The organism is Streptomyces sp. NPDC041713 (assembly GCF_055591085.1).
In genome coordinates this window covers 107,203-128,067 of the sequence record NZ_JBVIZY010000008.1, presented here as the reverse complement: position 1 = coordinate 128,067, position 20,865 = coordinate 107,203, and the positions used below count along the sequence as shown (strand labels likewise).

Annotated in this window: 10 protein-coding genes; 2 read left to right on the top strand and 8 right to left on the bottom strand. The window is 70.7% G+C overall.

Translation table 11 applies throughout. The features are described 5' to 3' along the window. Nucleotides 1-847 precede the first annotated feature (847 nt). A complete protein-coding gene (locus ACZ6CV_RS24385) occupies nucleotides 848-1,774 on the top strand; it encodes an AurF N-oxygenase family protein (protein ID WP_469252840.1) in 927 nt (308 codons plus the stop codon). A gap of 113 nt (nucleotides 1,775-1,887) precedes the next feature. On the opposite strand, the gene ACZ6CV_RS24380 is transcribed toward ACZ6CV_RS24385, so the two are convergent. The 8 genes from ACZ6CV_RS24380 to ACZ6CV_RS24345 form a co-directional block, all read right to left on the bottom strand. Further along, the gene (locus ACZ6CV_RS24380; protein WP_469252839.1) at nucleotides 1,888-9,336 is read right to left on the bottom strand and encodes an SDR family NAD(P)-dependent oxidoreductase; all 7,449 of its coding nucleotides are present in this window, start codon (nucleotides 9,334-9,336) and stop codon (nucleotides 1,888-1,890) included. A gap of 71 nt (nucleotides 9,337-9,407) precedes the next feature. Continuing rightward, nucleotides 9,408-10,550, bottom strand: coding sequence for an SDR family oxidoreductase (locus ACZ6CV_RS24375; protein WP_469252838.1), 1,143 nt, complete (start codon nucleotides 10,548-10,550; stop codon nucleotides 9,408-9,410). A 45-nt stretch (nucleotides 10,551-10,595) separates the two neighbouring features. Further along, the gene (locus ACZ6CV_RS24370) at nucleotides 10,596-11,828 is read right to left on the bottom strand and encodes a wax ester/triacylglycerol synthase domain-containing protein (protein ID WP_469252837.1); all 1,233 of its coding nucleotides are present in this window, start codon (nucleotides 11,826-11,828) and stop codon (nucleotides 10,596-10,598) included. Between the two features lie 258 nt (nucleotides 11,829-12,086). Then, nucleotides 12,087-14,192 carry an MMPL family transporter gene (locus tag ACZ6CV_RS24365; protein WP_469252836.1) on the bottom strand — a complete coding sequence of 702 codons (2,106 nt, stop codon included), beginning with the start codon at nucleotides 14,190-14,192 and terminating at the stop codon, nucleotides 12,087-12,089. 734 nt (nucleotides 14,193-14,926) lie between these two features. After that, nucleotides 14,927-16,801 (bottom strand): GMC family oxidoreductase, encoded by a 1,875-nt coding sequence (locus ACZ6CV_RS24360; RefSeq protein ID WP_469252835.1) that lies wholly within the window; start codon nucleotides 16,799-16,801, stop codon nucleotides 14,927-14,929. After that, a complete protein-coding gene (locus tag ACZ6CV_RS24355) occupies nucleotides 16,798-18,189 on the bottom strand; it encodes a hypothetical protein (RefSeq protein WP_469252834.1) in 1,392 nt (463 codons plus the stop codon). The genes ACZ6CV_RS24360 and ACZ6CV_RS24355 overlap by 4 nt, the downstream gene beginning before the upstream one ends. Continuing rightward, nucleotides 18,186-18,872 carry a FadR/GntR family transcriptional regulator gene (locus ACZ6CV_RS24350; protein WP_469252833.1) on the bottom strand — a complete coding sequence of 229 codons (687 nt, stop codon included), beginning with the start codon at nucleotides 18,870-18,872 and terminating at the stop codon, nucleotides 18,186-18,188. The genes ACZ6CV_RS24355 and ACZ6CV_RS24350 overlap by 4 nt, the downstream gene beginning before the upstream one ends. Before the next feature lie 246 nt (nucleotides 18,873-19,118). Continuing rightward, on the bottom strand, nucleotides 19,119-20,477 hold the full coding sequence (locus ACZ6CV_RS24345; protein WP_469252832.1) for an amidohydrolase: 1,359 nt from the start codon (nucleotides 20,475-20,477) through the stop codon (nucleotides 19,119-19,121). Between the two features lie 173 nt (nucleotides 20,478-20,650). Here ACZ6CV_RS24345 and ACZ6CV_RS24340 point away from each other — a divergent pair, with 173 nt between their 5' ends. After that, nucleotides 20,651-20,827 carry a thiazolylpeptide-type bacteriocin gene (locus ACZ6CV_RS24340; protein WP_097215166.1) on the top strand — a complete coding sequence of 59 codons (177 nt, stop codon included), beginning with the start codon at nucleotides 20,651-20,653 and terminating at the stop codon, nucleotides 20,825-20,827. Nucleotides 20,828-20,865 lie beyond the last annotated feature (38 nt).

Genomic DNA, 20,865 nt, shown 5'->3' with positions numbered 1-20,865 from the left:
CAGAGTGCCATGGTTCCTGACGGTCCTGGTGATAACTGGCTTCCTGAAGCTCTTCGGGCGCTGGTCGGCATCGGCTTGACGCGACCGCCTTCACCGCAACCCTCAAATGTCACCGCAGACTCGCCAAGTCAAATGACGTCTGCAGCCCCGCCTCCTGTGCGCGGCGCCAACGGCACGAGGGCCTGGGTCACCACGATCGCAACGAGTTCAATGCCGCGCTCGAATTCGTGCTCAACTGGTTTGCCGACCAGGGTGTGACAGCGTTTCGCCAGGTGCCGAACGCCTACCTCGTCGAGATCTCGTCCGTGCTGGGTGCTGTGGAGAGTTGTAGCGCGACCACCCGGCCAGCTGCTTGAACGGGGCATATATGGCGTCGATACGAACATCCGGAATTCGAGAAGTAGCGTGATAGGGATGCAGGGTGACGAGGGCAGATCGAGGTCGGAGGTGACGGGGAGGGGATGGGCCGTGGCACGGTGGCGGCCCCACACGGAGGGTCTGTCCCGTGCAGGTGACTGGGTGCTGTAGGCGGTCTGCTGGTCCAGGGCCGTCCGGTCCCCGCGTAGCGTCAGCCGTGTGGGCGAGTGGTCCAGGGTTTGGCGGCGCGTCCGCGGAGCTGTTCTTCCCGCAGGCGCGCGTGGGACCGCCGGCTCGACCCGCAGGAACCCACAGCATTCGATACACCGGGAGTGCGCTCTCAGGTACGCCGAGCCCCGCCCCCGAACAGTCGCGGTCGTATCCGCAGCACCGTCGACTCGTTGATCTCGCTGCGATGCGAACGATCCGCCCGGGCCCGTGGGACCGCGGAAGACGGGCACGCGAAAGTACCACTGTCAGGAGCACACCCATGACATCAAGCCGAGTGCAGGAGCCCAAACGGCCTTCGTCTCGAACACTCCCGCCGGCGACCGTGGCGCGGCGCCTACTGCGCTCGTCCGCCACCCACTCCTACGACCCGGACCAGGACATCGACTGGACCGCGCCACTCGATGAAGAGCTCTGGTTCCTGTCGCCGGAGTTGGTCTCTCTCTACGGCACGCCACTCTGGCAGGAGATGGACGAAGGCCAGCGCAGAGAGCTCTCCCGGCACGAGATGGCCAGCTACTTCAGCGCGGCCTGGTGGCTGGAGCTCGCCATTCTGCGCATGTTTTCCCGCTACCTCAACGGGCGCGACCCCATGGATCCACGCACGCATTACGCCCTCACCGAAGTCGGTGACGAAACCCGGCACATGCGCATGTTCGCTCGGCTGCTCGACGTGTGCGGGTGTCCGTTCTACCCGCCGCCGCCCAGGGTGCGTCGCTTGTTTCCCGTCGGTGAACTGCTCTTCCAGGACGTGAGCACCTTCGCCCTCGCCCTTGTCTTCGAGGAGTCGGCCGACCAGGTACAGCGCATCAGCGCTCGCGACGACCGCGTGCAGCCTCTGGTCCGTCAGGTGTTCTCGATCCACGTGGCCGAGGAGGCTCGACACGTGAGCTTCGCCCGGGCCGAACTCCGCGAAGCCGTCCGGGAGGCGTCGGCCGCCCGCGTCGCCTTTCACCGTGAACTGACCGGGTTCGCCGCCGCCCTCGGCGCGCCGGCGCGCATCAGTCCCCGGGTCTACGAGGAAGTGGGACTCGACACCGCTCAGGCCGTTCGCCAGGTGCGTGAAAGCCGTCACGCCAAGGAGACGCAGGCCAGGCTCGGGGAAAGCCTCATCCCCTTCCTGGCCGGGATCGGCCTCATCACCGGCCGCCAACACCACTGGTGGCGCCGGTCCGGCCTCATGTTGTAAGTGAGCCGGAGCCGTTCGTTGGCCGGGGCTTTCCAAGGGCCGGGCAGGAGACGGCCAGGGCTGCCCGGTATCCCCGGATGTCCTGGTCCAACCGTCCTGGTGGGCGCCGGGCGTCACCGGCGCAGGGCGCGGTCGATGCGTTCGGCGACGCCGCTCAGGTTGCCCGCGGCCATGAACTCCATGAGCCCGAGCTCGCAGCCGAAGGTCTGCTGGAGGTGCACCTTGAGTTCGGCCGCCATGAGTGAGTCGAGTCCCAGGTCGGCGAGTCCGGCCGAGCAGTTCACACGATCGGGCGTGGTGTGGAGTGTCGCGGCCGTCATGTTCCGCAGAGCCTCCGTGATCAGTGCGAGCCTCTCCGCGTCGTCGCCCGCCGCCGCGAGTCGATGCCGCAGATCCGCGGAGGCTTCGGGAGCGGCTGCGCCGGCGGTGCGCCGGAGCTGCGTGCTGAAGCGGGGGCGGGTCAGTGAGGGGAGGATGCCGACGAGGCGCGCCCATTCCATGACGCCGATCGCGACGGCCGCCTCCGTGCCGCGGCCGAGGTGCCGGTCGAGTGCGGCCATCGCGGTCCGGGGGCTGATCAACCCGATGCCGGAACGGGCGATGGTGTCGTCGAGCATGGTCCGGGCGACGTAGCCGGTGTCACTGATTCCGCCCCAGCCCAGGGCCAGCCCGGGCAGGCCCTGCTCTCGCCGCGTACGCATCAGGCTTTCGAGGTGCAGGTTGGCGCCGGCGTAGGGCGCCTGGTGCATGTTTCCGATCAGAGCCGCGACGGAGGAATAGGCGACGAAGAAGTCCAGCACACTGTGACGGCTGAGCTCGTCCAGGACCTCAGCGCCCCGTACCTTGGCCGCCAGCACTGCGCGTACCCGGGGGGTGTCGAGTTCGTCCAGGGGGGCGTCGTCCAGTTGCATGGCGGCGTGCACGACGCCGCGCACCGGCCGTCCCTCCCTCTCGGCCTCGTCGAACACGGCTGCGACGGCGGCACCGTCGGTGATGTCGGCCGCGTGCGCGGTCACATCCACACCCTGCTGCTGTAGTTCGTCCAGCAGTTGGGCGGCTTCGGGGGAGGCGGCCCCGCGTCGTCCGATGAGGGCCAGGGACCGGGCGCCGCGCGAGGCGAGGTGGCGGGCGGTGGCCGCTCCCAGTCCGCTCAGCCCGCCACTGATCAGGTAGGTCGCCGTCGGCTGGAGCTCCGGTACCCCACCGGGACGGGTGAGCATGATCGGCTCCGTCGTCGGGAAGGTGATGACGACCTTTCCCAGATGGCGGGAGTGGCGCAGGGCGGACAGGGCGTCGCCGATGCGGCCGGCGGGGTAGGTCTGGTGGGGCAGTGGCCGGTAGACGCCGTCCGTGATACGTGCGGTCACCTCGGCGAAGGCGGCGGCCGCCGTGTCGGGGGTGTCCGCGATGAGGCGGGTGATGTCGACGGCGAAGTAGGCGAGGTTGTTGCGGAACGGGGAGAGCAGCAGCGGGCTGTTGCCGTAGATGTCGCGTTTGCCTAGTTCGACGAAGCGGCCACCGGGACGCAGGCACTCCAGGCTGCGGCTGACGGCCTCACCGGCGAGGGAGTTGAGGACGACGTCGACGCCTCCGTCCGTGTGTGCGGCGACGTCGTGCGCGAAGGTGAGGTTGCGCGAGTCGAAGACGTGCTCGACACCCAGGGCACGGAGGAGGTCCCGTTTGGCGGGGCTGCCCGCCGTGGCGATGACGTGGGCGCCGATGTGACGGGCGTGCTGCAGTGCGGCCAGTCCGATGCCGCCCGCTCCGCCGTGTACCAGGACGGTCTCTCCCGCTGTCAGGCGCGCGCACCGCTGCAGGGAGTGCTGGACGGTGAGGTGGACCGCGGGCAGCGTCGCGGCCTGCGCGTACCCCATGGTGTCGGGAACGTGCCCGGTCTGCCGCACGTCCACGGTGACATGGGAGGCCAGGGTGCCGTGGCCGAAGGCGTAGACCCGGTCGCCGACGGCTGGGCAGGTCACTCCGGGGCCGACCGCGACGACGTCGCCAGCACACTCCAGGCCCAGTCGCGGGCCACCGGGATGAGCCGGTTCGGCATCGGACGGGAGCAGGCCCTGGGCGAGCAGCGCATCGCGGTAGTTCAGGGCGGCGGCCCGGACACGCACCACGACCTCGCCCGCCCCGGGGCTGCGGTCGGATGTGGGTACCCAGGCCAGAACCGGTGTGCGGCCGGGGCGTTCGAGGTGCAGGCGGTAGCACTCTTCCGGGCGGACGGCGGACTCCGGTGGCGCGCAGGCGGTCACCCGTGGCACGAATCGACCGTGCGCCGTGAGCACCACCTCGTCCTCGTCGGCGAAGGCGAGGAGTTCGCTGGTGAGGCGTTCGGCATCCTCGGCAGGGGTGTCTGCCGCGTGCAGGGCGATCCGACGTACGGTCAGGAGCGGTCGCTCGTTGGCGAGGACGCGCCCGATGCCCCAGGCGGCGGCGTGCAGGGGGGAGGTCGGCGCGCTGGTCTCGGGGGCCGGGAAGAGCCCGGTGGGACCGGTGACCAGCCAGAGGGCGTAGGTGCCGTCGGGCGCCGGCGTGCACAGGCCGGCAGCCGTCTTGATCAGGTCTGCGTACCGGGCGATACGGTCGGTGGAGTCCTGCCCATCGTCGTTGGCGGGCTCCGGCAGGAAAACGACCGCGCGGGCCGGGCCGGGAGCGGCCTGGGGCGCGTCCAGGACAGACGTTTCCGGGCCGGCCTCCGCAAGGCGCGCCATGGCCCCCGAGCTTTCCAGCACCTGACGGACGTGGTGGGCCACCGGATGTCCGCCGGTGTCGGTCACCAGCAGCCAGGTCCCCGTACCGACGCCGGCGGGCACGGGCGTCTCCGCCTGCCGCGTGGAAGCGACCTGCGCCGGGGCGGCACGGCGGGCCAGGAACAGGGAGTAGTCCTCATCGGCCTCGGCCTGCCCGGCACCTGTCCGGCTCACCTCCTCGAAACCGCAGCCCGCCAGCACTCCGGGCCAGGTGTCCCGGGACAGGAGTGGTCCCGTGCGCAGGTCGGTGTCTGTGAAGGACCAGAACTCCTTCAGCAGACCGAAACAGGGGCCCAGGATGTCCTCGTCGTGGCTTTCGAGGGCCATCAGGTGCCCACCAGGTGCCAGAAGGCCGGCGATACGGCTGCACGCGGCACGTACGTCGCGGGTGGCGTGGAGCACGTTGGCGGCCACCACGAGGTCGAAGCCGCCGGTGTCGAACCCCTGGGCCGCCGGATCGGCGTCGAGGTCGAGGGTGCGGTAGGTGAGGAAGTCGTGGTCGGCGAAGCGGGCCTGGGCGCGTGGGAAGTAGCCGGCCGAGACGTCGGTGTAGACGTACTCGGTGAGGTGGCCGGGCAGCAGCGGAAGCAGGTGGCCGGTCAGGCCACCGGTACCCGCGCCGACCTCCAGGATCCGCAGGGGCCGTCCCTCGGGCCAGTCGCGGAGCATGCGTTCCAGCAGGAGTGCGGCGAAGCGGCCGTGCAGGCGCAGCTGTGGACTGTCCGTGTAGAAGGCTTCCGCAAGGTGACGGTCGGCTTCACCGAAGAGCAACTCGCGCGCGTCGGTGCGTCCGGCGAGCACGGCGGTGAGGTGGGTGCCGCACCGGACGTAGACGGCGATGGCCGTGATCCAGTCGGGGAACCGGTCGGCCAGGCGCCGGGTCAGCGCCTGGGGTTCCGCCCGGCCGGCCGGCCGCCACCGCGGCTCGCGCGGGTCCGCCGCGTCGACCCGTTCCAGCAGGCCGGCTCGCTCGGCCAGTCCGGCCAGCAGTCGGGTGTACGGCAGGTGGTGGGGCCGCACGCCGGCGGCCAGCAGTTCGTCGGCACCGAAGGACCCGCCGTGCGGAAGCAGTTGTGCGAAGGCCTCCGCCGCCCAGTGCCCCACGGCGTGCTTCACCTGCGGGGCGAAGGCGGAATAGCCGTCGGCGTTCTCCGCCTCGGCCAGCGCCCGCTGCTCCTCGGTGGCGGCCAGGACCTCCCCCGTCGCGGGCCAGGGACAGCACTCACCGACAGGTCCGCGGTGGCCGCCCGCGGCACGCAACACCTGCGTCAGCTCCTGCGGCCCGGCCGGGTGCGCGGCTGCCGCCTCGACCCCGCGCAGGCGGCACCCTGTCAGCTCGACGCAGAGGGTGCCGTCCTCGGTGGTGACGCTGATGTCGGCCACCGCGTCCGGCCCGGCCAGTTCGCGAAGCCGGGCGTGCACGAGTCCTTCCGGGGGCGGTTGCCGCCACACCCGGACGGTCGAGAAGCCGGTCGGCAGGAACATCCGTTCGCCGGCCGTTGCGGCGAGCAGGGGCGCCAGCGCCTGAAGCGCTCCGTCGAGGATCACCGGGTGTGCCTCGAAGGCAGAGCAGTCGGCGATGTGGGGCAGGCGGAGTCCGCCGAGCACCTCGGCATCGCCCAGGCACGCATGGGTGAGAACCTGAAACCCGGCGCCGTAGGCAAGTCCGGCTCGTCGCGTGCCCTCGTAGTGGGAGGCGGCCTCGACGGTCGGCCCGGAAAGGCGTGCCCGCACCGCGGTGGTGTCGAGCGGTGTGGGAACCGGTGCCAGACTGCGCCGGACCCGCCCACGGGCGTGCGGTGTCCAGTCCCCGGCGGCGCCCCTTCGCGAGGCGAAGCAGACGATGCCGTCATCCGGGGACAGCGACGTCTGCACGGTGACGGTGCCCGGGTCGTCGGGACCAGGAAGCGTCAGCGGGCGCAGAATGGTCAGGTCCGTTACCTCGCAGCCGGTGCCCCAGGCGGCGCGGCCTGCGGCGAGAAACGCTTCCAGGTAGCAGGTACCGGGCAGGACGACACTGCCGTCCACCTCGTGGTCGGCCAGCCAGGCGAGGCGGCTGGTGCCGAGGTGCTGGTGCCAGGACGGTTCGGCGACCGCGGCACGCCGGCCGAGCAGCGGGTGCACCAAAGTCTTGTCCTGGGGGACGGACACCCACCAGTCGGGGTTGCCGTTGTAGCAGCGCTCGCGTTGGAACGGGTAGGGCGGCAGCGACACGACGCGGCTGCCCGCGGGGAAGGAACCCATGGACCGGTCGCCCGCGGCGATCAGACGGGCCGCTCCACGGCGCACCGAAGCGACGGCGTCCTGGTCACGACGGCACAGTGCCACTGTCGCATCGGCACCCACCAGTCGGCGCAGGTAACCGGCGAGCACGGCGTGCGGCCCGATCTCCACGAATCGGGTGCAGCCGGAGTCGGCCAGGGTCCGTACGGCGTCGGCGAACAGCACGGGCTCGCGCACATTGCGCCACCAGTATCCGGCGTCGAGCAGCTCGCCCTCCGCGTGGCCGCCGGTGACGGTGGAGACGAAGTCGCACCGGTGCGCGGCGGGACGGAGCCGCCCGAGACGGTCGGCCAGTTCCTGGCGCACCGCGTCCATGCTCCTGCTGTGGAAGGCGTAGTCGAGGTCGAGTTCGCGGAAAAAGACCTCGCGGTGCGCGAGTTCTCGTCCCAGTTCAGCCAGGGACGCGGCATCACCGGCGAGCGTGACGTCGTGACCGCTGTTGACGCCGGCGAGTTCGATGCGTCCGTTGCGGGAGGCCAGTTCCTTCCGTGCCGCCTCGGGACCGAGGCCGACGGCTGCCATGCGTCCCGTCCCCTTGGTGAGCGCCTGAACGGTGCTGCGGGCCACGACGACCCGGCACGCCTGCGCCAGGTCCAGGCATCCGCTCGTGCAGGCCGCCGCGATCTCGCCGACGCTGTGGCCCGTGACGGCGTCCGGTTCGACGCCGTACGACGCCAGCAACCGGACCAGTGCCATCTGCACGGTGAAGAGCAGGGGCTGTGCGACCTCGGTGAGGTGGAGCCGCGGCGCGCCGGCGGCGAGCTCGTCGATGACCGACCAGCCCAGCAGCGGTGCCATCTCCGCGTCGACGTGGCGTGCCGCCGCGGCGAAGACGGGATCGTCACGCAGCAGGTCCACGGCCATGCCCGGCCATTGCGCACCGTTGCCGCTGAACACGAAGGCCAGCTTGCCCGGCCGAGCTGCCACGTCGATGACCGCGCGCTCGCTCTCCCGCCCCGCGGCCACGGCGAAGAGGGCGTCCGCCGCTTCGCCGGGAGTGGTGGCCAGCACGGCGGCGCGGTGTTCGTGCCGGCGCCGCCGCCCCGTGGCGGTGTGGGCGATATCGGGGAAGTCCGCGTCCTCGGTGAACTGCAGGTGTTGCGCGAAGCGTTCGCACGACGCCCGCAGCGCCTCGGGCGTTCGGGCCGAGACGACGACGGGCAGCGGCCGTTCCGCGCCGTGTCCATTCTGGTCGGACCGGCCGGGCCCGTCGTTGTCCGGGGCCGCCAGCACGACGTGCGCGTTGGCCCCGCCGAACCCGAAGGAGTTCACACCCGCGACGGGGAGACCGCCGCCTCCCAACGCCTGCGGGCGGGTGACGGGCCGCAGGTTGAGCCCGTCGAAGTCGATGGCCGGATTGAGTTCACCCGCGTGCAGCAGGGCGGGGACCTCCCGGTGACGGAGCACGAGGAGCGCCTTCAGCAGGCCCGCGATGCCGGACGCGGCCTCCAGGTGACCGATGTTGGTCTTGACCGACCCGATGGGGAGCGCGCCCCGGCTGCGCCCGGTGCCCAAAGCCCTGCCAATGGCCAGCGCTTCCAGAGGATCGCCGACCGGGGTGCCGGTGCCGTGCGCCTCCAGGTAGGACAGGTCGTCGGGGACCAGCCCGGCCCGGTCGTACACCTCGCGCAGCAGTGCCTCCTGGGCGTCGCTGCTGGGCAGCGCGAGCCCGGGCGTACGGCCGTCGTTGTTGGTTCCGCTCGCCACGATCACCCCGTGGACGCGATCCCCGTCCGCGCGGGCGTCCGACAGCCGCTTGAGCAGCACCAGCCCCCCGCCCTCGGCACGCACGAACCCGTCGGCGTGCGCCGAGAACGCGCGGCACCGGCCGGTCGGCGAGAGCATGGACGCCGCCGAGAACCCGGTGAAACCTTGGGGGTTGAGCAGGACGTTGACGCCCCCGGCGACGGCGGTCCTGGCCCGTCCGGCGCGCAGGTGTTCACATGCCTGGTGGACGGCGGTCAGGGCAGAGGAACAGGCGGTGTCGACCATGACGGACTGCCCGCGCCAGTCGAAGAAGTGCGAGAGCCGGTTGGCGACGATGGCACCGGCCATCCCGGTGACCGTGTAGGCGTTGCCCGACTCGGGTGCGCAGGACTGGAGTTCGCCGTAGTCCCGGCTGGAACAGCCGATGAACACGGCGGTGTCGGTGCCCTCCAGCTCGCCGGCGTCCACGGCCGCGTCGTCGAGAGCCTCCACCGCCATCTCCAGCAGCAGCCGCTGCTGCGGGTCCATCCGCGCGGCCTCCCGCGGGGAGACACCGTGGAAGTACGACGTGTCGAAGCCCGCGATGTCCTCCAGGAAGCCGCCCGCGGCCGTGTACGACCATCCCGGCCGGCGTGCGGTATCCACGAAGTCACCGGCGGGGAAGCGGTCGGCGGGTACCTCGCCGACGACGTCCCGGCCCGCGGACAGCACGGCCCACAGATCGTCGAGAGTGTGGATGCCACCGGGTAGCCGACACGCCGCTCCGACGACGGCCACGGCTTCATCCGACCAGAAGGGCAGGTGCAAGGACACGAAACGACTCCGAAGACGTGCAGGGGCAGGAAGGAGCGACGGTGTTCTGTCGGCGGGGAGGGCAAGTACGGTCAGACGGAGTCGACGACCGGCAGCGAGAAGCCGAGCGCCCCGCGGAGGAACGCCGGGTCGATGGGGCCCGGCTCGTCCAGCCCGGGTGTGGCGGCGAGAGCGCGGGAGCGATCGTAGGTGCGCCGGTGACGGCAGTAGCTGAGGAATCCGGTGAGATGGGTGGCGATGTGCCGCTCGGCCTCCGTGGCGCCCTGCGGCTCATCCCCGACACACTCGATACGCAGGCCCGAGTACTGCTGCTCCAGTACGGAGAACAGGGCCTCGATCGTGATGTTGCGCCCGTGCACCACGTGGAATGTCCGAACGCCTCCCGTTCCCTCGTCAGGCGAGTCGTATCCGATCCGGATCATCGCCTCCGTGGCATGACGGTCGGGAACGATGTTGAGCGTCGCCGTCGGCGAGGCGGCCAGGCGCAGGTGCACCGGCGGGCCGTCGGACCGCTGCGCTGGAATGCCGGGGGCGCCGCCGCGCGCCACGGCCTCGATCATCGAGCCCAGCACGGACAGTGGATGACCGGCCGCGGCGCCCGGCTGCGGTCGGTCCGTGGCGACGATCCCTGGCCTCAGCACCACGGCCGACCTCCCGTGCCGGTCGGCCCATTGTCGTACTGCTCTTTCCGCTTCGAACTTCGATGCGTCGTAGTGCGTCTCGAATCCGTACTCGTCCGACAGGTCGTCCTCCATGACGCGTCCGTCGGGGCGTGCCCCGGCCACAGCCATGGTGCTCAGGTGGACGAACCGGCAGTGGGCCGACGTCAGGTCCATCAATTCCAGCATCCTCGCCGTGCCCTGGACGTTGACCCGGAACAACCGGTCACGCTCGCCGGTGAGGGCGATGTCCCCGGCGCAATGCCACACCGCGTCCACCTCCCGGGCGATACGAGCGTAAAGCGCCGGAGAGAGGCCCAGCCACGGTTCGGCGACATCACCACTCACGCAGCGCAGCCGACCGGAACGGCTCGCCCCGGCCGCCCCGTCGCCGAGCGTGCTCAACGCGTCGAGCACGCGACCACGTAGCAGCGCGGTTGCACCGCGGCCCAAGGCGATGACTCGTTCGTCGCGAGTGGTGAGCAGGGCATGAGCGACACGGGATCCCAGGTACCCGGTGGCGCCGGTCAGCAGAACCGTCACGACGCTCAGCATGATCTATCGGTGCACATTGAGTCAAAACCGTGTGTAGTCACATGATTACGAATCTGATCGACTGTTCACGGCGGTGACGGCATCGCGCCACAGGCCGGGTAGATCCTGGGCTTCGGGCAATGCCTCGTCGGCGACGATCCCGCACCGCAGCACTCCAGCAGCGCGGGTGAAGGAGACGTAACACAGGCGACCCCCGAAGAGGTCGCACACCAGAGACGCCGCGCTCAACCGCCCATCGAAGCAGGTGAACCGAGAAGGCAGGGTGATGCTGCTGGCCAGCACGGGAGCCGCTGTCCGGCCGAGGGTCATGCCGGTCATGCGGCGCCCGAGTGCCGGCGGAAGGAGTTCCAGTGCGAGACGCGAGGCGTCCCGGACCCGGTGGGCGCGCACGGCCTGTGTCTGCCCTCGGACGCTGTGGACGGCCTGCCCCAGGTCGGGCAGCCCAAGGGGAAGTCCGACATGGTGGGCGGTGACCCGGGAACCGACCGCGTACCGCTCGCTGTCCTGACGGACGGACATGGGTACCAGCACCGCCAGTTCCCGAGGGTCGGGCAGCGCGCCGGACACCGTGCGGTACCAGTGCCCGAGCGCACAGGCCAGTCCGGCCAGACACACGTCGTTCACGGTGGCATCGTGCCGAACCGCCAGCTCACGCAGACGGACTTCGCTCACGTCCGTGTGGATCCAGCGGGTGCGGTGAGCCGGCGTCGCGCGCAGAACCGGCCATGTCCCGTCGGAACGCAGAGCGGTCAGGAATGACTGTCCGGCGAGGAGTGCACCCCTCACCGTGGGTACCGCGGCCCGGTGGGGCCGTGGCCCAGCGGTCACCTGGTCGGACAGAAGGTCGAGCATGACATGCGCGGCACTCGCACCGTCCTGGAGGGCATGGTGGACGCGGTAGACGATACGGAACGTCTCCCGGCCGGGGGCATGCAGCAGCCAGACGTCCCAAGGCGGGTGCGGGTATCCAGCGAGCGCCTGGTTCATCAGAGCGTCGGTCGCCTCGGTCAGTCCGCCCGGCTCCGGGCAACAGACACGCGTCCGCACATGCGCATCCCCGCTCAACGGCTCCGGCTGCCTCCTCCACCGGTGCCGACCCGGAGAAGGAGGCAGCAGTCGCAGCGACGTGAGCGAAGCCGCCCGCCGAAGCACACGTTCGACCAACCTCTCGGGGTGGGGGGCCCGCCCCTCGAAGTCCAATACGTAGCCGCAAGTTGTGCCGGTCCCCAACAGGACTCGGTCCACGGGCCCGGCGACAGGAGCTGGGTGCGTTGTCATGCGGTGCCCACGCTCACCCTGCCCGGGGCAGGACGGAAGGCGGTTGCCGCGCACCTCTCGCCATCGCCACGGCTCTCATGTGACACGACGAGCGGGCACGCCTCGGTCTGATCGCCGAGAAGGCCATCGCGCATCCGTGCACATGCTGCAGACCATCGCGGGCCGCCATCACCCATTGCATCCTCCATATACAGAACACCGGGTAACGCTGCTGAGCCGCCTCTTCGGCAGGAAGCCCACCACCAGAACCCGCTCCGGTCAGATTGCTTCCGACCGGACAGACAGGTGGCTGCACCGACGTCCTCGCGCGGGAAGCCACCAGTTGGCAGGACCGAGTGCCGCCATCACGGCCGGTACCAGAACGCCCCGGACCAAGACTGCGTCGACAAGTGCCGCAAGGGCCACCCCTGCCCCGATCATCTTGATGACGGACACGGAGGAGGCGACCATGGCTGACGTGGAGATCGCCACGGCCAGCGCGGCGGACGTCATGAGTCGCCCCGTGCGGGCGATGCCCTCCACCACGGCGGCCCGGTTGTCCGCAGTGCGCTGGTACTCCTCGCGAATCCGCCCCAGCAGGAAGACCTCGTAGTCCACCGACAGCGCCAGGGCGATGGCCAAGGTGAACAGCAGCAGCGAGATGTCAAGTGTCCCCGTGACCGTGAATCCGCCCAGGGTGCCACGAGCCTTCCCTTCCTGGAAGACAGCGACCACCGCTCCCAGACTCGCGCCGAGACTGACAACGGCCACGGCAAGCGCCTTGAGGGGAGCGACGACGCTGCGGGTGAACAGCGCCAGGAGGAGTGCGAGCCCCGCGGCGAGCAACGTCACGGCCCAGGGCAGCGCCTCCTTGGCTGCAGACAGCGTGTCCTCGACCTCGGCGGCTCGCCCGCCCACCATGACCGGCCCCGGCGCAGGAACCGCCCGGATTCCCTTGACCAGAGCAGCGGCGCTGCTGCTTCCTGCCCGCACGGTTGTCGCAGCGGCGAGGACGGTTCCCGCTCTGGGCGAACCAGCCGCCACCCGCACGTCGGCCACGCCTGGAACGTCAGCCAGCGCGTGCCGGTACCCGGCCAGCCTCTCCACTGGCACCGACCCGGACAACACCACCGGGACCACCTGCTCCGGCGCGCCGACGAACTCGGCTCTGACCCGTTCGCCGGCGGACGCCACAGGTGAAGAAGCGGGCATCACGCGGTAGTCCATGATGCCCAGCCGAGCGTGAACGAAGGGCCACGCCAGCATCGCCAGGAGCACCACGGCAACCCCGCCGGCCACAGCCCACCGCCGGGTCACCAACTGCGCCGTCCGGCGCCAGAAAGGGCTGCCCTGGCCGAGCCTGGTGCGCCGCCAGCGGCGGAAGGGGTCACCACTCTCGCAAAGCGGCCCCAGCAGGACCACGCAGGCAGGTGTCAGCAGCAGCGCTGCAGTGGCCGATAGGAGCGTGACCGTCACCCCCGCCAAGGCGAGCGCCCGGACCAGAGGGACCGGGATGACAGTCGTTGCGGCCAGGCACACCGTGACCGCGGCGGCGGAGAAGACCAGCGAGCGTCCACTGGTCCGGACAGCGACGGCCAATGCCTCGACACGGGACGAGCCGTTGGCGAGTTCTTCCCGGTACCGGGCGAGGAGAAACAGCGTGTAGTCGACGGCAAGGCCGAACCCGATAGCAAGAGCAGCGTTCACCGCGAACGACGAAATGTCGACGAACCGCGCAATTCCACCGAGCAACGGAATGGTGCAGGCCACCGCGACCCCGGCGACCACCACCGGCATCAGAGCACTCACGAACGAGCCATAGGTGACGAGCAGCAGCACGAACACAACGGGAGCGGCCAGCAGTTCGACACGCAGCAAGTCGTGCTCGATACGGCTGTCCACGCGGCCCAGCGTCCAAGACGGCCCGCCGGCCTGGACCGTGGACGCGGGCACCACGGCTCGCGCCCGCTCCACCAGACGGTCGGCCGTCTTCTCCCGGTCGTGTACAGATCCCTTCAGCCTGGCCAGGACCAACACGTCAGCGCCGTCACGAGAACGCAGCCACGACTGATCCCGGCTCTCGCCGGACCACACGGCGCGCACGCCGGACTCGTGGGAAAGGGCAGCCGAGACGGCCTGAGCAGCCAGCACCGCCTTCCGCCCGCTCCGTCCTGGACCGGTGACCGTCAAGACCAGATCAGCGGGCAAAGCCCCCAGGCGCTCTCCCGCGTGCCGCGCTCGAACCGCCTCCGTGTTCTCGATCACCGTCCCGTCCCTGCCGAACGCGGCGATCGAGACCGGCATCAACCAGGCCGCACCGGCCACTAGAAGCACAGCCCCAAGCGCTACCCATCGCGCGCGCGCCACCGACATGCGGGCCACCATTGCGCCACTCCTTCACGGATCTGATGTTCGCGTCCGTCAAGGAGAACGGCGGTAGCCGCTTGAAGTTGCTGGCTGGACAGCGAGAGTGCACGGTCGGAGTCCTACGATGGTCGGGCTCTCTGATGTTCTGTGCCGGCGAACCCTGAGCGTGTGTCATCCAAGTTTGATCGACAGGGTGCAGGGTCAGGGACCGTTGCGGCGAGCAGACGCCCGACACGACCGTCACCGGCGGGTCCTGGGAAGGAAGGTGGGCGTCAGCCGTGCGGCGCGTCGGCCTCTTGCTGGCGCACTCCGGCGCCCTCTCGTTCAGTGACTGAGGTAGTGGGGTGTTTCCGTGAGCCGCCGAAGTCTCTGAACTCTCGTGAACTGTGAAGGGTGAACTGCCCGTTGTGCTCTTCCAAGTGCAGTGTGGCCTTGTCGTCCTCTGCGACCGGCGTCGGCTCGACGAATACGAGGTGGTCCTCGGCGGCGTAACCACTCTGCTCGGCACGGCGCAGGCACTCCGTCGCGAAGCGGCATCGCCCACCCCGGCTGGGCCGTCGATGAGCAGAGTCGACACACCGCCGCTGACGGATCCCACGTCACTTTCCTCTTGCGTCCGTGCCCGGCCCCGGGGCGGAGTCGTCCCGGGGGGCCGGGTCGAGCGTGCACCAGCTGCTCTTCCGGGGAGCGGAACGGTCCGAACGGGCCCCGATCGGCTGATCGTGAGCGCCACCTGGTCCCTACGGAACGCGTCACCCCACCTCGCGGGCCGCCCCCTCGCCCCCCGACTCCTGGACCCACCGCTCGGTCACGGCCAGTGCGGCCGCCATGATGCTGAGCTGGGGGTTCACCTCCGGGCAACTCGGTAGAACGGATCCGTCGGCGATCAGTACCCCGCGAACCCCGCGCAGTCGGCCGACGCCATCGGCGGGGAAACGGTCCGGGTCCGCGCCCGCCGCGACCGTGCCGGTGGGGTGGAAGGCCGACAGGTGGAGCCCACGTACCGTTCCTCCCGCCAGCGCCTCGTCGAGGGCGGCGAGGTTCCGCACGCGCGGCGCGGACGCGATCCCCGTCAGTACCTCCTCGGCGCCGGCGGCGAACAGTACCTGGCCCATGGCCCGGACGGCGGCCATCAGGCGTCCCGCGTCCCGGGGATGGACGTCGTAGCGAATCAAGGTGCGGTCGCGGCCCAGGACTCTTCCGGAAGCACGGTCCGCGATCATGGCTCCCAGCGTGGCGAGCCGCCCGGCGTCCTCCAGTTCGCCCCTCAGTTGTCGGCCCACGCCCGGAAGGACGAAGCTGCTCATGCCCGGCGGGGTCGCGGTGGCCTCGATCAGGACACCACTGCTGTGCAGTTCCTCGACTCCGACACTCTGCAGCACCCCCTGCCATGCGGTCACCTGTCCCGGAAACCTGCCCGCGACACTGGTCGCCGGATGGACGCTGAGGTTGGCGCCGGTGCCCGGATGGGAGCCCAGCCCCGATCGCCGCAGCAGTGGTGGGCTTTGCAGCGTTCCGGCTGCCACCACCACGAGAGGGCTGAGGATTTCCAGTTCGCTGCCGTCGGCCCGGCGCACCACCACGCCGGCGGCCGCACAGCCGCCAGGCCGGTCCTGGTCCACGAGGATCCGTCGTACGCGAGCACTGGTCACGATCTGTGCGCCCGCCGCACACGCGTCAGGGAGCACGGAGAGCTGCACGCTCTGCTTGGCGCCGGTCGGACAGCCCACGACGCACTGGCAGGAGCCCTTGCACCCCGGCGCGTTGCGGCGCAGTGGAGCGGCCTTCCACCCGAGCTCCCGCGCGCCGGCCAACGCGAGCAGGCCGTTGTTGCCGAGTACGTCGAGGGGCTGGGTCGCGACGCGGAGGGTGCGTTCGACCTCGTCGAGGTGCTCGGCGAAACCTTCGGCGAGAGAGCAGCCGTACCGGCGCTGCCATCGCTGGACCACGTGGGCGGGAGTGCGGTAGCACGTACCGGAGTTCACCACCGTGGTTCCTCCGACGGCTCGGCCGGTGGGGAGCAGGAGGGGCGGACGGCCGAAGGCGGCGGTGGCGCCGCCGTCGCGGTAGAGAGCGCCGAACCGGTCGAGTGGTGTGCGTCGTCCGAACGAGGCGGTGGTGTGGTGCTCCCCCTCCTCCACGACGACAGTCCGCAAACCGGCTCGGGCCAGCGTGCGCGCGGCGACGGCGCCGCCCGCTCCGGAGCCGATGACGACCACGTCCGCCGTCGTCCGCGTGGGCCACTCGGTGGCCGGTATGCAGTTCAGCGGTGGATCGCCGGCCGCGTCGAGCGGCCCCGGATCCCCTGTGTGCCCCAGCATTCGTTCGGTACCGGCGGCCAGCAGCACGGGTACTTTGATGAGGTCGAGCAATGCCGCGACGGCCGGCCGGCCGACCAGGGCGCGCATCACGTCCTCACGGCTGTCGGCATCCAGCGCGCCGAGGCTGCGACCGGTACGGGCGAAGGCGTACGCCTCGACCGCCGCGGCCCCCACGTGTAGGCCGGCCCGGGCCGGCACGGGCATCGCTGCCAGGAGGGTGTGCAGGCGGCGCGGCACCTTGTCCGCCCATCCCGCGTCACGCTCGTCGGTCCCCAGCAACGCTGCCACGACTCCGGAGGCGATCACCGGCCGCCCACCTCGGCATGCGCTGTTCCGGCCAGGACCCATGTCCGCTCGTTGCGCCACCTGCCCCACCAGCGTTCGACGGTGATCTCCGCGTCGGCGCGTTCGCTGTTGCGGCACACGTTCGTACTGCCGTCCGGGTCCTGGTATTCAAGGGCCAGGGTCCGGTCCGGGGGTTGCGTGACCCGCACCCGGATGCGTCGCGTTCCGGCCCGCCCACGCACGGTCCACTCCGGTGTTCCGATGTCGGCGCGGAACCTGCCGAGGCCGACCCAGCCGAACGCCGACCGCTCGGCACGCCGAGGCCAGGTCCGAGAGCCCTGGCGCAGCCGTAGGAACACCAGAGGCGGCAGACGGCGCAGGACGGGCCGGGTGGACACCGCGGCGACGATCTCCAGCACCCCGCCGCCTTCGAGTTCGGCATGCAGCCAGGCCCAGCGGCGTGCGTTCCCGCGACCATAGATCCGGGCGGTCGCGCCGGGAGCACCGGCGAGTTCGATGGTGCCGCCGGGATAGGTGACGGTCCCTTCGTACGTGGAGCGCGCGGCCGGCAGCATGTGTGCCGCCGGGAGCACCTGCCGTCGCCACGACCACTGCGGGAAGGTGAACATCGCGCCGTCCGCGGCACGTTCACGGATGTCCCAGGCGAAGTCCCCCGCCTCACCGGCCAGTCGGCCTCCACGTGCGACCACGTCATGAGAGATGAAACCGTCGGTGGTGCCCTGCCACGGCTCCGGTCCGAACCTGGCGTGTGACACGGCACCTGCGGCCGGAAAGGCGGCTATCCAGCCGTGGACGTAGGCCGCGGAGCCGTCGGCGGGTGAGACGAGTTCGTGGTGCAGCCACAGCCCTGCACCGGTCGCGGGGTCGCTGACGGACGTGTACCAGACCTCTATGCGGCCCGGCTCGCCGGCCCAGCGCGGGGCGTGCGGGTGGGCGGGAGCCCCGGCCCTAGGGAAGCGGACGCTCCGCAGGAAGGGAAGCAGCCCCGTGGCGACCGAGAAGCGCAGGGTCCCGACGCCGGCCCGTGAACCGTCGTCCTCGTAAAGGGTGAAGGGCATGACGGTCATGGAACGCAGCGGCCGCAGTGCGGTGATGGACTTCCAGCCGTCCAGGGAGAGCTTGCGGCCCGCGACGGTGAACCCGAGCCGGTAGCGGATGCGGCGGCGAGCGAGCGGGGATATCTCCAGCTCGCCCTCGGCGCCCTCGTCGTCCGCCCGTCCCTGGATCCTCACCCGCCCGGACAGGGAGGCACGAGTGGTGGCGGCCAGCCGTACCAGAGTGTCGGATGTGACGGTCAGGTCCAGTCGCACCGGCCGGTCACGGTCCTCCCCGTCGAGTCGGACGGTACCGAGCAGCGTCTCGGTGAACGAGGTGCCGCGCGCCGTCATGCGAGGTCTTCCAGCATGATCCGCGCCGTGGCGGTGAGATACGCGTCGGCGGCCGCCCGCGCGCCTTCTCGGTCCCCGGCAAGGACAGCCCCCACCAGAGGGGCCAGCCGATCGTGCGCTGCGGCCGGATCGGTGAAGGCGCCGGCCAGGGCCGATCGGACGGGCAGGTACGCGTTGAACAGCGTGTTGGTCAGCAGGACGTACACCCGGTTGCCGGTGGCTCGGGCCAGTGCTCGGTGTACCTCGGCGTCGGCGAGCTGCACGGCGTCCACATCTGCGGCCACCCGCACGGCATCGAGCAGATCGGCCAACGTATCGCGGTCGCGCCCCGTGGCTCGGTCCGCGGCACGCTCGGCGATGAGCGTGCCGACTCCGCGCCGCACTTCGAAGACTTCCTCGATCCAGTCGGAGCTGTGACGTACGAGCATGGGCAGCAGATCCGCCCCGCCGAGCCGAGCGTAGTCACGGACTCGGGTCCCGACCCCGTGCCGGGTCTCCAGCAGTCCCGCCTGCAAGAGGCGGCCGAAAGCGTGCTTGAGGCTCGTGCGGGTGACTCCGTATCCGTCGGCGAGTTCCCGCTCAGGAGGCAGATAGCCGCCGATGGGGTGCTTCCCCGTGAAGATGTCCTCCCGGAGACGGCTCTCCAGGACGTCGACGATGGTCTCGCGGGGCAGTGTGTTCATGGGCCTTCCCTGATGCGATCCGTCAGTGGCTGAGTGGCTGAGCCACACCACCACGCCGGGCAGGCGCATGTCAATGGATCCGCACTCCCAATGGCGGCGCCTCGCTTCCTAGTTGAGCGCCGGCACCCGCACCTGCACCACCTGAGGCCGCCCCCTCACCACCAACGGGCCCAGGTTCAGCCTGTGGCGGAGAACACCGGCGGGCTGGGGCTGCTCGGCCGACGACCACGGCGGGCCACGGCGTCCTCAGCCGCGCAGAACCGGCCCCGGGTCGCTTCCGGGGTGCCGTCGACCCGCTCCGCACGGCGGTCGGCGCGCGTCCAGATGAGCCAGGGCGGCCACCGTCAGGGCCGATATCCCGGTCGGCAGCGCGGTCCGCACATACGGTGCGAACCTCGGGGAGTGATTGGGCGGCGGGCCGTGCTCCCGGTCCCGCTCCGCCGGAACCGGACCGGCGGCAGGCGGCGGTGCGGCGCAACCCAGCATCCAGTAGGCGCTCGTCACCCCGCTCCTCCCATGCAGGGAGTGCCCCGCGTCCCCGTAGAGCGGGAAGTCCTCGGTCGCCATCGAGGGCGGCGAAGTGACCACCCGTCGCACGCCGAAGTGGGCTTCGTGGGCGGCTCGCACGACCGCGGAGGCCGATGGATCGGGGGCGTTCACCGGAGACCGGGAGACGACGCGGATGTCCGGGTCGTTCTCGCAGCCCGAGGCCGCGCACTCCGCCCGTACGATCCTGCGGACCGCGTTCGTCATGCGGTCGAGCACGGCTTCGGAGAATCCTCGGACGGTGAGCCCCAGGGTCGCGCGCTCTGGCACCACGTTCACGCTGGTTCCCGCATGCAGGGACCCGACGGTGAGCGTGACGGGCTCGGCAGGGCCGGTCTCCTGAGCGACCACACCCTGCAGACGCAGGACGACGGCCGCGGCGGTGAGCACCGGGTCCACTGCCAGATGGGCGGTGGCCGCGTGCCCTCCGCGGCCGTGGACGACGATCTCCAGCGACACGCTGCCGGCCATCAGCGGTCCGGTCCCGTGCGCCACCAGGCCGGAGGGGTACGGCGCCGCGTGCTGGGCGAGCACCACGTCGGGAGCCGCGCAGCGGGTGTACAGACCGTCCTCCAGCATGGCCCGCGCCCCGCTGAGGGTCTCCTCCGCCGGCTGGCCCACGACCATCAGCGTGCCACGCCACCGACCCGCCGACCGGGCCAGCAGGGCCGCCGCTCCGGCCGCGGCGGCCAGATGCAGATCGTGCCCACAGGCGTGCATCACCGGGATCCGCCCGCCGTCGGGCCCGGGAACGGTCACCGAGCTCGCATACGCCAGCCCGGTGCGCTCCTCGACGGGCAGGGCGTCGAGTTCCGCGCGGAGCAGCACCACCGGGCCGTCACCGTTGCGCAGGACACCAGCCACTCCGTGGCCGCCGATCCCCGTGGTCACTTCATAGCCTTCTGACCGCAACCGCATACCGAACTCCCGCGCGGTCCGCTCCTCGCAGCCCGACAGTTCGGGATGCCGGTGCGTGTCGAGGTAGAAGGTGGTCGCCGACAACAGAATGTCTGGAAGGGATGTCAGCACGGTCTCGTACCGATTTTTCTGATGCGGCATCAACTGCGTCCGTTCCCACGGCCCTTGTCGATGCCGTGTCGATCGGGTGGTGGAGGACAGAGGTGTGACAGCGGAATGACTGCGTCCGTGACAGCGGGGCCCGTTGGAATGGAGTCGTCAATCAACGACGGGCGGCACACCGTTGCGGCCGGTCCACAACCGATGGAGACGACATGGCACCGAAGAGCGAACTGGCTTCCCTCGCCCAGGAGATCCTCGAGCTGGAGTCCGAGACCTTCGAGATCTCGGACTACTCCGACGAGAGCGAGGTCCTCCTCGCCGGGTCGACCAGCTGCAGCAGCACCAGCACCACCAGCAGCACGACCAGCACCACCAGCTGCAGCGCCTGAGCAGTGACGCCGCGGGCGTCCGGGGCCGGGAAACCGGT